Annotated in this window: 14 protein-coding genes and 3 tRNA genes; 6 read left to right on the forward strand and 11 right to left on the reverse strand. The window is 71.7% G+C overall.

Annotated features, from left to right (window positions below; translation table 11 throughout):
• Positions 1-54: 54 nt before the first annotated feature.
• Together B6G06_RS07870 and B6G06_RS07875 are read right to left on the reverse strand one after the other, a co-directional pair.
• Positions 55-1,266, reverse strand: a complete 1,212-nt coding sequence (locus tag B6G06_RS07870) for an adenylate/guanylate cyclase domain-containing protein (protein ID WP_081171819.1) — start codon at positions 1,264-1,266, stop codon at positions 55-57.
• Between the two features lie 109 nt (positions 1,267-1,375).
• The gene (locus B6G06_RS07875) at positions 1,376-2,293 is read right to left on the reverse strand and encodes a biotin--[acetyl-CoA-carboxylase] ligase (RefSeq protein WP_081171820.1); all 918 of its coding nucleotides are present in this window, start codon (positions 2,291-2,293) and stop codon (positions 1,376-1,378) included.
• Positions 2,294-2,368: 75 nt separating this feature from the next.
• On the opposite strand from B6G06_RS07875, the gene B6G06_RS07880 reads away from it, so the two are divergent.
• Entirely contained in the window at positions 2,369-3,052 is a 684-nt protein-coding gene (locus B6G06_RS07880; protein ID WP_080463486.1) for a Maf family protein, read from the forward strand.
• A gap of 32 nt (positions 3,053-3,084) precedes the next feature.
• Here B6G06_RS07880 and B6G06_RS07885 read toward each other — a convergent pair whose 3' ends face one another.
• From B6G06_RS07885 to B6G06_RS07910, 6 genes are all read right to left on the reverse strand, one after another.
• Complete coding sequence (locus tag B6G06_RS07885; protein WP_229657862.1) at positions 3,085-3,669, reverse strand: MarR family winged helix-turn-helix transcriptional regulator; 585 nt, start codon at positions 3,667-3,669, stop codon at positions 3,085-3,087.
• Between the two features lie 157 nt (positions 3,670-3,826).
• Positions 3,827-4,624, reverse strand: coding sequence for a MaoC/PaaZ C-terminal domain-containing protein (locus tag B6G06_RS10325; protein ID WP_081171821.1), 798 nt, complete (start codon positions 4,622-4,624; stop codon positions 3,827-3,829).
• Between the two features lie 26 nt (positions 4,625-4,650).
• Positions 4,651-4,821 carry a 50S ribosomal protein L33 gene (rpmG, locus tag B6G06_RS07895; protein ID WP_017179009.1) on the reverse strand — a complete coding sequence of 57 codons (171 nt, stop codon included), beginning with the start codon at positions 4,819-4,821 and terminating at the stop codon, positions 4,651-4,653.
• Positions 4,822-4,881: 60 nt separating this feature from the next.
• Positions 4,882-4,955: transfer RNA gene (locus B6G06_RS07900), tRNA-Met, on the reverse strand.
• A gap of 41 nt (positions 4,956-4,996) precedes the next feature.
• Positions 4,997-5,068: transfer RNA gene (locus B6G06_RS07905), tRNA-Thr, on the reverse strand.
• A gap of 121 nt (positions 5,069-5,189) precedes the next feature.
• A tRNA-Tyr gene (locus B6G06_RS07910) sits at positions 5,190-5,273 on the reverse strand.
• Between the two features lie 235 nt (positions 5,274-5,508).
• Here B6G06_RS07910 and B6G06_RS07915 point away from each other — a divergent pair.
• A complete protein-coding gene (locus tag B6G06_RS07915; protein WP_080463484.1) occupies positions 5,509-6,006 on the forward strand; it encodes a YajQ family cyclic di-GMP-binding protein in 498 nt (165 codons plus the stop codon).
• A gap of 96 nt (positions 6,007-6,102) precedes the next feature.
• On the opposite strand, the gene htpX is transcribed toward B6G06_RS07915, so the two are convergent.
• From htpX to B6G06_RS07930, 3 genes are all read right to left on the reverse strand, one after another.
• Positions 6,103-6,978 (reverse strand): zinc metalloprotease HtpX, encoded by an 876-nt coding sequence (gene htpX, locus B6G06_RS07920; protein WP_080463483.1) that lies wholly within the window; start codon positions 6,976-6,978, stop codon positions 6,103-6,105.
• A 253-nt stretch (positions 6,979-7,231) separates the two neighbouring features.
• Complete coding sequence (locus B6G06_RS07925; RefSeq protein WP_081171822.1) at positions 7,232-8,713, reverse strand: FAD-dependent oxidoreductase; 1,482 nt, start codon at positions 8,711-8,713, stop codon at positions 7,232-7,234.
• A gap of 300 nt (positions 8,714-9,013) precedes the next feature.
• Positions 9,014-9,745, reverse strand: a complete 732-nt coding sequence (locus B6G06_RS07930; RefSeq protein ID WP_081171823.1) for a metal ABC transporter ATP-binding protein — start codon at positions 9,743-9,745, stop codon at positions 9,014-9,016.
• Positions 9,746-9,759: 14 nt separating this feature from the next.
• Here B6G06_RS07930 and B6G06_RS07935 point away from each other — a divergent pair, with 14 nt between their 5' ends.
• The 4 genes from B6G06_RS07935 to B6G06_RS07950 are packed head-to-tail and all read left to right on the forward strand — an operon-like array spanning position 9,760 to position 14,256.
• Positions 9,760-10,665 (forward strand): metal ABC transporter permease, encoded by a 906-nt coding sequence (locus B6G06_RS07935; protein WP_229657861.1) that lies wholly within the window; start codon positions 9,760-9,762, stop codon positions 10,663-10,665.
• A complete protein-coding gene (locus B6G06_RS07940; protein WP_081171824.1) occupies positions 10,662-11,972 on the forward strand; it encodes a hypothetical protein in 1,311 nt (436 codons plus the stop codon). The genes B6G06_RS07935 and B6G06_RS07940 overlap by 4 nt, the downstream gene beginning before the upstream one ends.
• Positions 11,969-12,883 (forward strand): metal ABC transporter substrate-binding protein, encoded by a 915-nt coding sequence (locus tag B6G06_RS07945; protein WP_080463478.1) that lies wholly within the window; start codon positions 11,969-11,971, stop codon positions 12,881-12,883. Before B6G06_RS07940 ends, B6G06_RS07945 begins: the two co-directional genes overlap by 4 nt.
• Before the next feature lie 44 nt (positions 12,884-12,927).
• Positions 12,928-14,256 carry a hypothetical protein gene (locus B6G06_RS07950; protein WP_205635451.1) on the forward strand — a complete coding sequence of 443 codons (1,329 nt, stop codon included), beginning with the start codon at positions 12,928-12,930 and terminating at the stop codon, positions 14,254-14,256.
• The last annotated feature ends 64 nt before the right edge of the window (positions 14,257-14,320 follow it).

Below are 14,320 nucleotides of genomic sequence, written 5' to 3' on the forward strand. Positions count from 1 at the left end.
GGCGGCCTGATCATCGCCGTCCCGGCCCGCCTAGTCCCGGACGGCCCGCGGCCCTCAGGCGCGCTCGAGCGACCAGGGGGTGACGTTGCCCATGCCCTTGGCAACGACGTCGTGGCACTGGCGCACTCGGTAGCGCAGGGCGACGGGGCTGGCCATGAGGGCGCGGGCAGTGGCCTGGTCCATGCGGATGCCCCCGGGTTCAGCGGTGTCGACCAGTCGGGAGGCGAGATTGACGGGCGGGCCGAAGACGTCGCCGGAGCGGGACACGACGCGGCCCTCGACGAGGCTGGCACGCACGAGGATCTCGTCGAGCTCCGACTGGAGCTCATCGACGAGGGAGGTGACGACATCGGCGGCGATGGTCAGGTCATCGGAGATGTACATGACGGCGTCCCCGATGGTCTTGACGACTCTCGCCCCCCGCGACGTGATGACGTCACGGGCCGTCGTCTCGAAGTCGTCGAGCATGGTGGACAGCTCCATGCGGCTCATCGTCTGGGCGCGCTGGGTGAAGGAGACGATGTCGACGAAGCCCAGGGATCTCACGAGCGGGTAGTAGTCGGGGCCCACGCGCTCGACGCCCCGCCGTGAGATCTCGGCGTCGGTGCGGTCCAGGAGCGAGGCCAGGTGACGGCGCCACACGTAGATGAGCTGGTCGGTCAGGGGGGCAGTGATCTCGTTGATGTGGTCGAGGACGACGAGCCGGGCGGAGGTGTCGTCCAGGCCGAGGCGTTGGCCGACATCCGCCACGAGGGTCTCGAGCTGCCACAGGACGAGTCGGTCCATCGTGTACGACTGGGCTCGGAGCAGTTCGAGGATCGCCGAGGTCGATAGACCGCCGGGTCCGTCCGGACCGGGGCGGCGGTCCTCCTCGGAGTCGATGAGGTCGGCGATGGCCCGCAAGGCGTCGGCGTCCTGGCGGGTGAAGCGGACCTCGTCGTCATCCACGTCCGCGAAGCCCATGGCTCGCCAGAAGCTGCGTGCGAAGAGCGGGGAGACCTCGGCCGCGCCGGCGAGCCGGAGCAGCGTCAGGTCGGGCTCGCCCCCGAGCAGCAGGCGGGAATGGGCGACGGCCGTCGCGCGATCGGTGGTCGATCCGGCCGCGCCATCGGCAGGCCCCGCGCTCCGTTCATCCTCGTCCCCGGGTACGGGGACGGCCCCCTCCGGCTGATCGGGAGGGGACTCGCCGCCTGTTCGAGGACCGGGAGCGCGGTCCCCCGCCCCGAGCCCTTCTCCGTGCGCCGGCGGTGCCTCTGGCTGATCCATCAGGACAGGGTAGCGCAGATCACAGGATTTTGTCAGAAAGACATCAGATGTCCTGTCATCCTGAGGTGATCATGCGAGAAGGCGCGAGAACGTGCGGTCCGCGTTCAGATCACGTACGCCCGTCGGGCTCTGCGGCTCGAACGCTCGCATCCCCGGCCATGATGAGCCTCTCCGGGCCGCCGCCATCCGGCCGCAGTCGGAGCTCGGGCTCAAGGCCGACGGCCGTCCCGGAGACATCGCCGCCCGGGGTGCTCACGCGGATACGGGCCCCGAGGGTCGCGCAGGCCTCGCGCAGGTCCTGGCCAAGCGTACCGGTGGCGGTCAGCGCCCCATCAGGATCCCCGCCAGCAGCCTCCCACTCCCCCAGGAGCCGGAGCAGGCGCGGGGCGACGGCCTCCAGCACGGCCCCGGGGTCCGACCGGGGCCCGCCGGCGCCCAGGCTCCGCAGCGAGGCGGCCCAGGGCACGGGGAGCGCCTCCGGCGGTTGGCCGACGTTGACTCCGATGCCCAGGATGACGACGGGCGCCTCCTCACGACGGACGGGAGCCCCGGCCCCATCCCCGCCTCCGGGCGCGGGGATGAGCTCAGCGAGGATGCCCGCGATCTTGCGGGCGCGCCCCCAGCCGGGCACCTCGCCGTCAACGCCGACCTTCCCCTCGCCAGAGGGCTCGACGACGACATCGTTGGGCCATTTCGTGCGGGCGCGCCAGGGCAGGCCTTCCAGTGCGGGTGCGAGGGCGTCGCGCACGGCCAGGCCCGCCAGCAGAGGGAGCCAGCCGAGGCGATCGCCGGGTACGAGCGGCCGAAGGACGAAGGAGACGGTCAGGGCGACACCCGGCGGGGTCACCCAGTCGCGTCCGCTCCTGCCCCGCCCGGCGGTCTGGGCGAGGGCCCGCAGCGCGGATCCGTGGGGCCAGCGGTCAGCAGCAGCCGCATCGAGGCGCCCGGCGGGGGCGAGCTCCTGGCGCAGATCATCATTGGTCGAGCCTGTGGCGTCGACGGTCACCAGCCGGGTCGTGGTGCTCATAGGGCGAAGGGTACCCGCAGGCCCCGCAACCCGGGCCTGCCGGTCCCACCGCTGGTCGCTGGGTAGTCTGGGGCGGTGATCATTCTCGCCTCGAAGTCCACGGGCCGTCTGGCCACCCTCCGCGCCGCAGGTATCGAGCCCCGGGTCGAGGTCTCCTCGGTCGACGAGGGCTCGGTCCTCGCCGCTCTCGCCGAGCGGCACGCCGCCACTGGCGAGGAGGCCCCCTCCCCCGCTGAGCAGGTGCTCGCCTTAGCCCGGGCCAAGGCGCTCGACGTCGCCGATGCGCTGAGCGGCGATCCCGCCGACGGCGCAGGCGCAGGACCGGGGCCGGCGGGATCCGGTGGGCGGGCCGGGGCGCCCATCGTCGTCGGATGCGACTCGATGCTGGAGATCGACGGCGCCGTCGTCGGCAAGCCCCGCATGCCCGAGGCGGCCCGCGAGCGCTGGCTGGCGATGCGGGGGCGCACGGGCGTACTGCGCACCGGGCACGCCCTGGTGCGCCTGACCGATGGGGCAAGAGCGGAGGGCGTCTCGTCGGCGATCGTCCACTTCGGCGAGCCCAGTGAGGCGGAGATCGACGCCTATATCGCCACCGGGGAGCCGCTGTGGTGCGCCGGGGCCTTCACGATCGACGGGCTGGGCGGCGCCTTCATCGAGGGGATCGAGGGCGACCCGCACGGCGTCGTCGGCATCTCGCTGCCCCTGCTGCGCGGGCTCCTGGCCGAGTTGGGAGTGACCTGGACGGATTTGTGGGGCTGAGCCGCCAGTCGGGGGCAGGGAGGCGGCCGGCCTCAGCCGGAGGGGTTGAGTCGGGACATGATCTCGGCGAGCGCCTCCAGGTCCCCCCGCCCGAGGCGGTCGATGACGTGCCTGCGGACGCCGTCGAGGTGCAGGGGCGCCGCTGAGCGCAGAAAGGCGAGGCCGGGGTCGGTGAGCGCGCAATTGACGCCACGCTTGTCGGAGGGGCAGGAGCGCCGCTCCACGAACCCCTCCTTCTCCAGGCGGGTGACCGTGTGGGTGAGGCGGGAGCGGGAGTGCCCGATCATCTCGGCCAGGCTCGACATCCGCAGCTCCTTGCCGGCGGCCTCGTCGAGGCGCACGAGGATCTCGTACTCGTGCAGGGACAGGCCGACGCCCGTCTCGAGCTCGTGGTTGAGCACGCCGGTGACGGCGGTGGCGGTGTGGAGGAAGGCGCGCCAGGCGCGCATCTCGAGGGCATCGAGTCGGGGCGAACCCGCGGTTCCGCAGCCACCGGCCGCCCGTATGGGGGCCTCGTCCGCTGGGCCCTGCCCGCAGGAGGGGACTGTGGGAGCGGGGGTCCGACCGCAGGCGGGTCCATCCTGCTCCGCGAGTGCCTCTCCGTCCTTCCCGGGCATATCGTTCCTCTCCGCGCTGGTCCGAGACGTCGGACAGCGCCGCGCCGATGGTGATGCGGCCTCGCGATAATCGATCGACCTATGAGATGTCGTTAAGTATTGAACAATCGGGACGGGATTACCAGCGACCATGACAGGGCCCGCCTTTTCAACGGCGTCAGCCGAGACCCGTACTCCGGCGCCGCAGCACCCTTCTGGCCCCCGCGGCCAACCAGCACGAGCCGTCATCGTCCACGATGAGGCCCGCCCCCGTGGGCCCGACGGCGAGCGCGGCCGGGAAGAGCAGATCGAGTCCCGCGGGTTCGGTGGGGGCAGGCGGAGCCACCCCGAGGCTCAGCGCGGCCAGCAGCAGGCCGTGGGCGACGACGTCAGCATCACCCGTCCCAAGGCCCGCCCGCCGGGCCGCGCCCGGGTGGAGGTGGATGGGGTTGTCATCGCCGGTCGCGCCCGCCCAGACGATCGCATCCTCTGCGCTGAGGTGGAGCCGGCGGCCGACGGCCGTGCCGCCTTCGCCGGCGGTGGCAGTGCCCGTGCTGCTCCGAGAGGCGCTGCGGGGGGCCGGGGAGAGGCGCCGGGCGAGGCCGTGATGGACCTGGAGGAGCGGGGCCCCGGCGAGCGGCGGGAGGCGCGCGGCGGCGTCGACAACCACTTCGGCGGTCACCTCGATGAGCTCCCAGCCCCCTCGGATGGTTCTTCGCGTGCGGGGCGGGGCAGGATGAGCGGCGCCTCCGGGTGCCGGAGTGATGCGGCAGCGCCGGTGGATGAGCCCCTCCCAGGGCACGATCATCCCGCGAATCAGGGTCAGGGCGACCAGTGCCGGGGCGATGGCGCCGGCGCCTTGACGGGCGTCTGCCTCGGCGTCATCGACACCGGAGCGGGTCAGGATCCCCTCGATCACCTCCTGGGCATGGCGAAGCCCCACCAGCTCGGGGCTCGTGGGGCTCGACGCGCTCATGCCCGGATCGTATCCGGGCGCGGGGCTCAGCGGGTCTCGCGGTGCTCCGTGTGCTTGCCGCAGCGCGCGCAGAACTTGGAGATCGCGAGGCGATCGGGGGTGTTCCGGCGGTTCTTCTTGGTGATGTAGTTGCGCTCCTTGCACTCCGAGCAAGCCAGAGTGATCTTGGGACGCACGTCAGCGGTCTTGGAGGCCACGTGTCTCTCCTCTGATTGATCCTCGAGCAGCCCGGGGCGGCGATGTGCTCGAACCTTGCGTAGCGGGGGAGGGACTCGAACCCTCGACCTCACGATTATGAGTCGTGCGCTCTAACCAGCTGAGCTACCTCGCCATGTCATGCGGAGGGGGCCGAACCGGCCCCCAACGCATCAGAGCCTCGAACGAGGATTGAACTCGTGACCTCTTCCTTACCAAGGAAGTGCTCTACCACTGAGCTATCGAGGCAACGAGCGGAATCCTAAGCGGAACCGTCATGCCTGGGCAATCCGGCCCCGCGTGGGCTCGCTCACTGCGGACCGCCCCACCGGAGGGGCTCTGATCATCGGGACCGAGGACCCTCCGATCATGGTGGCGGGTGAGGGATTCGAACCCCCGTAGCTTGCGCGGCTGATTTACAGTCAGCTCCCATTGGCCGCTCGGGCAACCCGCCATGCCCCGCGTCACCGAGTCCAGCAGACCCACCGCGCGGTGCCGTGGAAGAATAACAAGCCGACGGCGGAGCGCGCCAATCCCGCCCCTAGGACCCTGCTCACACGACCCTCGAGCCCGAGCAGCGCCGGGGAGGGGCGGCGCGGAGGCGTCGGCCCCCGGCAGTGGGGGCGCCCGACACCCGTGAGCGCTCCGCCCGGATGCCCGTACACGCCCATCAGTGGAAAGGGAAAGCCATGGCCGCAGACTCCTCCTTTGACATCGTCTCCAAGCTCGACCGCCAGGAGGTCGACAACGCCGTCAATCAGACCGCCAAGGAGATCGCCCAGCGCTACGACTTCCGCGGCGTCGACGCCTCCGTCACCCTGGCCGGCGACGTCATCGCCATGGAGGCCAACTCCGCCGAGCGCGTGCTGGCGATCCTCGACGTGCTGCAGTCCAAGCTGTTCCGGCGGGGCGTGTCCCTCAAGGCCCTCGACCTGGGCGACCGCGAGCCCAAGCCCTCGGGGAAGATCTACCGCTTGGCCTGCCCGCTCAAGGAGGGCATCAGCCAGGAGATCGCCAAGCGGATCACCAAGGCGATCCGGGATGAGGGACCCAAGGGCGTCAAGGCAACGATCCAGGGCGATGAGATCCGAGTGTCCTCCAAGTCCCGCGACGACCTCCAGTCGGTCATCGCTCTGCTCAAGGGCCTCGACGTCGACGCCGCCCTGCAGTTCGTCAACTACCGCTGAGACCGACGGGGCCGCAGCGGCGCCGCCCCGTCGCCCTCATGACACCATGACATCCCCTGAGCAGGCAAGAAATCCCGAGAGCGCCGGGCGAGCTGGTCAGTACCCGGCCATCTGCTCCAGGCGCCGGATGCGGTCGGCCATCGGGGGGTGCGTGGCGAAGAGGTTCTTCACGCGGCCGAAGGGGTTGGCGATCATCATCGAGCTCACCGGTTCCATACGCGGGTCTCGGGCCATGGGGGCAGCCGCGATGCCGCCGTCGAGCTTGCGCAGGGCGCTGGCCAGGGCGAGCGGATCATTGGTGAGGAGCGCTCCGTCATGGTCGGCGTCGTACTCACGGGTGCGCGAGATGGCGAACTGTGTGACGGTGGCGGCCAGTGGGGCGAGGAGCGCGAGCAGGAGGATGGCCAGGCCATTGCTCTCGCGGCGGTCGCGGCCGGCGCCGAACCACAGGGCCATGGAGCCCAGCGAGGAGATGATCCCGGCGATACCCGCGGCGATGGAGCCGGTGAGGATGTCGCGGTTGTAAACGTGGGAGAGCTCGTGGCCCAGCACGCCGCGCAGCTCGCGCTCGTCGAGGAGCTGGAGGATGCCGCGGGTGCAGCACACGGCGGCATTGGCGGGGTTGCGGCCGGTGGCGAAGGCATTGGGGCTCATCGTCGGCGCCATGTAGAGGCGCGGCATGGGCTGGCCCGAGGCCGCCGACAGCTCGGCGACCACCTTGTGCATGACGGGCTCCTGGGCAGCGGTGACCTCGATGGCGCCCATGGAGCGCACGGCGAGCTTATCCGAGTTCCAATAGGTGTACGCGGTCTGGGCCACCCCGATCAGCGGCATGATGAACAGGAAGATCGAGGAGCCGGTTCCCCGGGTGAGCAGGTAGCCGATGAGGATGAGCAGGCCCCACATGCCGCCCAGCAGGGCAGTGGTCTTCAGGCCGTTGTGGTGGTTGGTGCCTTGGTGGATCGCCGACATGGCGCCAGGGTAGCCGAGGAGTCTGTGCGCGCCCTGTGCGCCGTCAGCACCCGGGGTGAGCCTCCCCCGCTGCGCGCTTGGTCCGCAGAAACCGCCCTGCCCTGCTGTTGCGCCCTCATCCTCGCAGTTCGAGGGCGCAACAGCGGGCCGGGACGGCATGCGGAGAACGAGGGCGCAACGGCGGGAGGAGGGGGCGGCGAGGCAGCCCGGGCGGTCTCCAGAACCTCCCGACCTCCCCCTCCCCCACGCTCCTTCAGAGACGGTGGGCGACGCGCTCCGGGACACGGGAGGGGTCGGGGGCGCCGATGAGGTCGGCGGGGATCTCAGTGCCGCGCGAGACCGCGGTCATGGCCTCGCGGGACACCACCTTGACGCGCTCACGGGGCCTGGACTCCCCGCTGCTGACCGTCACCTCGCCGTAGGCCTCGCCCAGACCGCGCTCGTAGGCGTCGAGGAGCTCCCAGCCGTCCCAGGTAGTGAAGGGAACGCCGCGCTTGTTGAGCAGGAGCATGACGGCGTCGTGCCCGACCTGATTCTCATCGGCGGTGGTGGCGCGGAGCAGTCCCGCCTGGGCATCGGCCACGAGGTTGGAGATGGTCTCCTGGGCGTCGGACTTGGTCGAGCCGATGAGCCCCACGGGGCCCCGGCGGATCCAGCCGGTGGCATAGATGCCGGTCAGCGGCTCGCCGCCCTCGCCCAGGACCCGCCCGCCGGCATTGGGCAGGACGTGGCGCTCGGCATCGAAGGGCAGGCCCTCGATGGGGCTGCCGGCGTAGCCGATCGCCCGGTAGACGGCCTGGACGTCGAAGTCCCGGAACTCCCCCGTGCCCTCCACGCTCCCGTCGCCGGTCAGGCGCGTGCGCTCGACGCGCAGGCCTCTCACATGGCCGTCCTCGTCGGTGAGGACCTCGGTGGGGGCGGAGAACAGGTGGATGTGGATGCGGCGGGAGGCGGTGAGATCCTCCGGCTCGGCCATGGCGTAGCCCTCGAGGGCCTTGACCACCTGGCGCTGCTGGTTGGAGGCGGCGAGCGCCGCCTGCGAGCCCTCGTCGTACTCGAAGTCCTCCTCATCGACGAGGACGTCGACGTCCGGCTGCTTGCCGAGCTCGCGCAGCTCCAGCGGGGTGAACTTGACCTGGGCGGGGCCGCGGCGCCCGAAGACGTGCACGTCGGTGACCGGGGAGCGGCGCAGCTCGGCGGCGACGTTCTCGGGGACCTCGGTGACCATGAGGTCCTCGGCGTGCTTGGCCAGGACGCGGGCGATGTCGAGGCCCACGTTGCCCACGCCGATGACGGCGACCTCCTTGGCACTCAGGTCCCAGGTGCGCGGATGGTCTGGGTGGCCGTCGTACCAGGAGACGAAGTCGGCGCCGCCGTGGCACTCGGGGGCGTCGACCCCGGGGATGCGCAGGGGGGCGTCGGTGTCGGCGCCGGTGGAGAAGATGAGGGCGTCGTAGTGCTCGCGCAGCTCATCGACTGTGATATCGCGGCCGACCTCGACATTCCCGATGAGGCGGATGTCCCCGCGCTGGAGGATCTTGTACAGCGCGACGATGATCTGCTTGATGCGGGGGTGGTCGGGAGCGACACCGTAGCGCACCAGGCCGTAGGGGGCGGGGAGCCGCTCGAAGAGGTCGATGTTCACATCGAGACCGGACTTGGACAGGATGTCCGAGGCGTAGATGCCCGCGGGGCCTGCCCCGATGACGGCGACGGAGAGAGGGCGGGTGCTCACTGGGTCTGGCTCCTGGTGTGAGGGGTAGGCTGGGGCGATCCTGGCTCAGCGTGCCACGGAAGGCTGGGACGACGACAGGCACAGTCTAGATACTTCGGCCCCCCTCACCAGCAATGGCCCAGGTGGTGGACGCCTCTCAGGCGGCCGGGGCGCCGGTTCATCGACGCGCTCCCCGCCGTCGTCGGGGCGATGGGCTCTCGCGGGCGGGCGTCTGCGGGCGGGCGCCCTTCTACGCCGCGACGAGGTGGCGCTGAGCCCGGGAGGGGATCGGCGGCTCAGCGCGCGGGCTCCCGCTCGTCGTCAGACGACGCGGCCGGCCTCGAGGGTGAGGCAGCGGTCGGCGATCCGACGGGCCTGCTCGTCATGACTGACGAGGAGCACGAGCGCGCCCTCCCGGGCGGCCCGGGCCGCGGCGTCGTGGATGATACGGGTGGAGCGGGCATCTGCGGCCGCGGTCGGCTCGTCCATGAGCAGGATGTCGGGCTGACTGACGAGGGCCTGGGCGACGAGGACCCGCTGGCGCTGCCCGCCGGAGACCTCGGAGAGCTGGCGGTCAGCGAGGTCGGCGATGCCCAGGAGTCCCATCACCTCGCTCACGCGCCGCTTGTGGGCGCGGTTCAGGGGGCGCAGGAACCCGGCATCCCCCCAGCAACCCATGGCGACGGCGGCGCGGACCGTCAGCGGCATGCGCTCGGGGATCGGCGGGGCCTGGGGCACGAGGGCGAGCCGCGCGTCGGCGGGGCGACGCTCGATACGACCGCCCGCCAGGGGCAGGATCCCCGCGACGGCGGCCAGGAGGGTGGACTTGCCCGAGCCGTTGGGGCCGAAGAAGCAGACGACCTCGCCCGGGGCCAGGTCCAGGCTCACGCCGTTGATGGCCAGCACCTCGCCCCTGCGCACGACGACGCCGCGCAGGATGAGGCCGCGCGCGACCGCGTCGTCAGGGCGGGGCGCGGCGGTCGGGCCCCGCCCGGAGGGGGCGGGGGCGGCAAGGATGCCGGAGGAGGCCCGCTGGGGAGCATGGAGACGCATGCGACGAGCATAGCGTGACAACCGCGAACGATTATCGTTACTCTTCGTATGTGCACTACCTCCTCGACCCGCTCTCCCTGGGTTTCTTCACCAACGCCCTGACCGGAGGAGTCCTCGCGGCGCTCATCTGCTCGGTGGCGGGCACCTGGGTGGTCATCCGGGGCATGGGATTCCTCGGGGAGGCCATCGGCCACGGGATGCTGCCGGGGGTGGCGATCAGCGCCCTCATCGGACTGCCCACGCAGGCCGGCGCCGCGCTCAGCGCCACCGCCATGGGCGTGCTCGTCACCCTCCTGTCCCGGCGGGCCCGCCTCTCCCAGGACACCGCCATCGGCATCACCTTCGTCCTCATGCTGTCCGTGGGCGTCATCATCGTCTCCCGGTCCCGCTCCTTCGCCACTGATATCACCGCGATCCTCTTCGGCGACATCCTGGGGATCAGGAGCGATGAGATCACCGTGCTCATCGGCACGCTCATCGCTGTCCTCATCGTGGGCGCCGTCATGATCCGGCCCCTGACGGCGCTGTCCCTCGACCCGGGCATCGCGCTGACCCTGGGGATGCGCCCGGCGCTGGCCCAGGCCGGCCTGACCCTGCTCATCATCGCCGCCGTCGTCGCCTCCTACCGGGCGGTGGGCACCCTGCTCGTGGTGGCGCTCCTCGTCGCCCCGCCGGCCACAGCAGCGCTGTGGTCGAAGTCGATCCTCGCGATGACCGCCTGGGCCTCCATCATCTCGAGCTCCTGCGTCGTCGTGGGCCTCTACATCTCCCTGTACGCGGACACGGCCGGCGGCGCCACCATCACCGCCATGGCCGCGGGCGTCTTCCTCCTGGCCTCCGGGGTCGCCGCCCTGACCAGCGCCCGGCGGCGCTCAGGCCGCCCCCTCCCCTGCCCGGCAACCACGAAGGAGCACGTGTGAGACTCCCCCAGCGCATCCGCGCCAGCCGCACCTGCCGCCCCGACCGAGCCAAGCGGACTGGCCGAACCGGCACCGCCGTCGTCGGCGCCTCACTGGCCGCCGCCGCCGCCGTCCTCAGCGCCTGTTCGGGGGGCTCGCCCTCCGATGCCACCGCGAGCGCCACTGCCTCCGCCGCCTCGACGGGGGCCGGCGCGGCCGCCCGGGAGAGCGGCCAGGGTGATGGACACGGCCATGTCGACGGCGCCACGGAGCTCTCCGAGGCGCCCCTGTCCCTGGTGACCGCCTCCTCCGACGGTCGGGTGAGCCTCCTCGACCTCACCGCCGACGGCGCCCCGGCTCCCATCACCTCGTTGCCCGGCCTGACCGCCACCGCGTCGGACTCCCGATTCGTGGCCCTCACCGGGCCCGATGGCGCGCTCAGCCTGGTGGACTCCGGGGTGTGGACCTGGGATCACGGCGACCACCAGCACTACTACCGCGCCGCCGCCCGGGACCTCGGCGCCTTGGGAATGAGCGGTTCGGCCAGCGTGGCCTCGACGAACGCCCGCACCGTCATCGCCTCGGGAACCACCGCCACGGTCCTGGACCGCCAGGCCCTGGGGCAGGGGAGCCAGAGCCCCCTGACCACGGCCAGCATCGACGCCGGCTCCTTCGCCGCCCCGTTGGGCGAGCGGACCGTCCTGGTCTCCGGGGGCCGGGCGAGCATCATCGACGATTCCGGCCAGGCCATCGGCCAGAGCGCCTCCTGCCCCTCGGCCTCCGGTGGCACCCTCACCCGCGCGGGCATCGTCCTGGGCTGCCGGGGCGGCGTCGTCGTCGCGCCGGAGCCCTCCTCCGCAGCGACCGCCGAGCCGCCCTCCCCGGAGTGGGTCCCCCTGCCGGGCGAGGCCGCCGGCGCGAGGATCGTCTCCCTGTCCAACCGGGCCCGGCGCTCCCAGGTGGCGGCCCTGGACGATGCCGGCGGCGCCTGGCTCCTCAGCGTCAGGGACAGGAGTTGGACGCGCGTGTCCTTCGGGGCACCCGTCGTCGCCGTGTCCGCGATGGACGACACCCGCAAGCGCGTCGTGGGCGTCGACGCCGAGGGCCGGGTGCGCGTGTGGGCCGACGGCGCCGAGGCCACGGTCACCGAGCCCATCGCCGACCCCGCGCTCGCCGCCTCGGCCGGCGTGCGGACCACTCCCAAGCGCGCCTACGTCCCCGGCGCCGACGGCGCCTCCGTCCTGGAGATCGACGCCGCCGACTCCGCCCGCCTCGCCCGAACGCTCCCCGCGGTCGGCATGGTCTCCTTCGAGGTGGTCGGGGCATGAAGCGCCGGGACCTGCTCACCGTCCTCGCGCTGACGCCCCTGGGCGCCGTCGCCGCCTGCGACGGGGCCACGGGCGGCGGCGACAAGCCCTCGATCGTCGTCACCACGAACATCCTGGGCGACGTCGTCACCCAGGTGGTCGGCGATCAGGTGAGCGTCACGACCCTCATGGCGCCCAACGCGGACCCGCACTCCTTCGGCGTCTCGGCCAAGCAGACCCTCACCATGCGCGACGCCGCCCTCCTGGTCACCAATGGCCTGGGCCTGGAGGAGGGGCTGGCCAGCAACATCGAGAGCGCTAAGAGGGATGGCGTCACGCTGCTGAACGCCGGGGAGCAGTTCACTCCCATCGAGTACTCCTCCGATGACGCCTCCGGCCCCGACCCCCATTTCTGGACCGACCCCACGAGGATGATCGACGTCGTCAACGGCCTGGAGGGCGCGCTCGGGAAGGTGCCCGGGATCGACGCCTCCGCCCTGGCCGCCTCCGCTACGGCCTACCGCGACAAGCTCGCCGCGGCCGACGAGAGGATGTCGACCCGATTCAGCACCATCCCCGAGGACAAGCGCGCCCTGGTCACCAACCACCACGTGTTCGGCTACCTGGCGGCCCGCTACGGCTTCCGCCTCATCGGCGCCGTCATCCCCGGCGGCTCCACGCTCGCCGCCCCCAGCGCCTCGGACCTGGAGGAGCTCTCGACGGCGGTGCGCGAGGCCGGCGTGGGCGCGATCTTCGCCGACACCTCCCACTCCGACCAGCTCATCACCGCCCTCAAGGAGTCCACCGGGCAGGACATCCAGGTGGTCGCCCTGTACACCGAGTCCCTCTCCGCCCCCGACGGCGACGCCCCCACCTACCTGGACATGCTCTCCGTCAACACAGACCGCATCACTGCGGCCCTCACCGCGTAAGGGCCGCTCCCAGCCGATGACACGACCCCCAGAAAGGACACTTCATGTCTTCCTCCACCTCGTTGCGCCCGCGCCTGGTCGGCGCCTCGCGGCGCGCCGCCGTCGTCGCCGCCCTGAGCGCCACGGCCCTGGCCCTGGGCGCCTGCGGCTCGGCCTCGAACGACTCCTCGGCCACCACGGCCGCCTCCGCGAGCGCCTCCGGTAAGGCGCACGAGCACCAGCACGGCTCGGACCGCTTCGTCTTCGCCTACGACGGCGGGGTGAAGGTCGTGGACGGCTCCACCCTGGAGGAGGTTGCCGACTTCCCCATGGCCGGCTTCCTGCGCCTCAACCCCTTCGGCGACAACGAGCACGTCCTGATCACCACCGTGTCCGGCTTCCAGGTCCTGTCCACCGGGGCCGGCGGCGGCGAGGCGAAGCTCACCGACCTCGTCTTCCCGGCCAACAAGGGCGGGCACGTGACGCCTCATGGCGACTGGACCGGCCTGTTCGCCGACGGCAGCGGGGAGATCACCTTCGTCAAGACCGACGCCCTGGGGTACGGCGCCGATGAGACCGTCACCGCCCTGCCGGAGACGGAGAAGATCGCCTCCGAGGAGGCCCACCACGGCGTGGCCGTCAAGCTCTCCGACGGCACCGTCATCCGCACCCTGGGCAATTCCGAGTCCCGCAGGGGAGCGCTCGCCCAGGACGCCTCCGGCACGGAGCTCGCCCGAAACGAGGAGTGCCCCGGGGTCCACGGCGAGGGCGTTATGAAGGATGAGGCCGCCATGCTCGGCTGCGAGAACGGCGTCCTGCTGTACAAGGGCGGCGCCTTCACCAAGATCGCCAGCCCCGACGCCGACTACGGGCGCGTGGGCAACTCCTACGTCACCGGCTCCTCCCCCATCGCGGTCACCGACTACAAGGACGACCGCGACGCCGAGGGCGTCAACCTGCACCGCGTCGGCCTGCTCGACTCCGCCGCCGGCTCCTTCACCGTCATCGACATGCCCGCCGGCGCCGAGTACACGTGGCGCGGCATCAAACGCGACGGTGAGGACAACGCCTGGGTGCTCGGCACCGACGGGGCCCTGCACAAGCTCGACGTCGCCTCGGGGTCATTCACCGACTCGGTCCCCGTGATCGCCGCCTGGGAGCCGCCGGCCAAGTGGCAGGACGCCCACCCGGCGCTCCAGATCTCCGGCTCGACCGCCTGGGTGACCGAGCCGGCCACCAACAGCGTCCACAAGGTGGACCTCACCAACGGGGAAAAAACCTCCAAGGCCTACTCGGCGACCCCCAACGAGGTCGCCTTCGCCAAGCACACGCACGCCGATGGCTCCGAGCACCACGACGAGGAGCACGAGCACACGGCTGAGGCCGCGCACTGAGCCCATTGAAGCGGCGGGCCCCACGGCGCAGAGCCGCGGGGCCCGCCTCGCGCGCGGCAGAGGG

Source organism: Actinomyces gaoshouyii, from assembly GCF_002076915.1.
Lineage (GTDB): Bacteria > Actinomycetota > Actinomycetes > Actinomycetales > Actinomycetaceae > Actinomyces > Actinomyces gaoshouyii.

What these genes read in the sequence shown, in the direction of transcription:
- B6G06_RS07870 (WP_081171819.1), bottom strand. Translation starts at nt 1,266, where the DNA reads ATGGATCAGCCAGAGGCACCGCCGGCGCACGGAGAAGGGCTCGGGGCG.
- B6G06_RS07875 (WP_081171820.1), bottom strand. Translation starts at nt 2,293, where the DNA reads ATGAGCACCACGACCCGGCTGGTGACCGTCGACGCCACAGGCTCGACC.
- B6G06_RS07885 (WP_229657862.1), bottom strand. Translation starts at nt 3,669, where the DNA reads ATGCCCGGGAAGGACGGAGAGGCACTCGCGGAGCAGGATGGACCCGCC.
- htpX (WP_080463483.1), bottom strand. Translation starts at nt 6,978, where the DNA reads ATGTCGGCGATCCACCAAGGCACCAACCACCACAACGGCCTGAAGACC.
- B6G06_RS07930 (WP_081171823.1), bottom strand. Translation starts at nt 9,745, where the DNA reads ATGCGTCTCCATGCTCCCCAGCGGGCCTCCTCCGGCATCCTTGCCGCC.
- B6G06_RS07915 (WP_080463484.1), top strand. Translation starts at nt 5,509, where the DNA reads ATGGCCGCAGACTCCTCCTTTGACATCGTCTCCAAGCTCGACCGCCAG.
- B6G06_RS10325 (WP_081171821.1), bottom strand. Translation starts at nt 4,624, where the DNA reads ATGAGCGCGTCGAGCCCCACGAGCCCCGAGCTGGTGGGGCTTCGCCAT.
- B6G06_RS07945 (WP_080463478.1), top strand. Translation starts at nt 11,969, where the DNA reads ATGAAGCGCCGGGACCTGCTCACCGTCCTCGCGCTGACGCCCCTGGGC.
- B6G06_RS07950 (WP_205635451.1), top strand. Translation starts at nt 12,928, where the DNA reads ATGTCTTCCTCCACCTCGTTGCGCCCGCGCCTGGTCGGCGCCTCGCGG.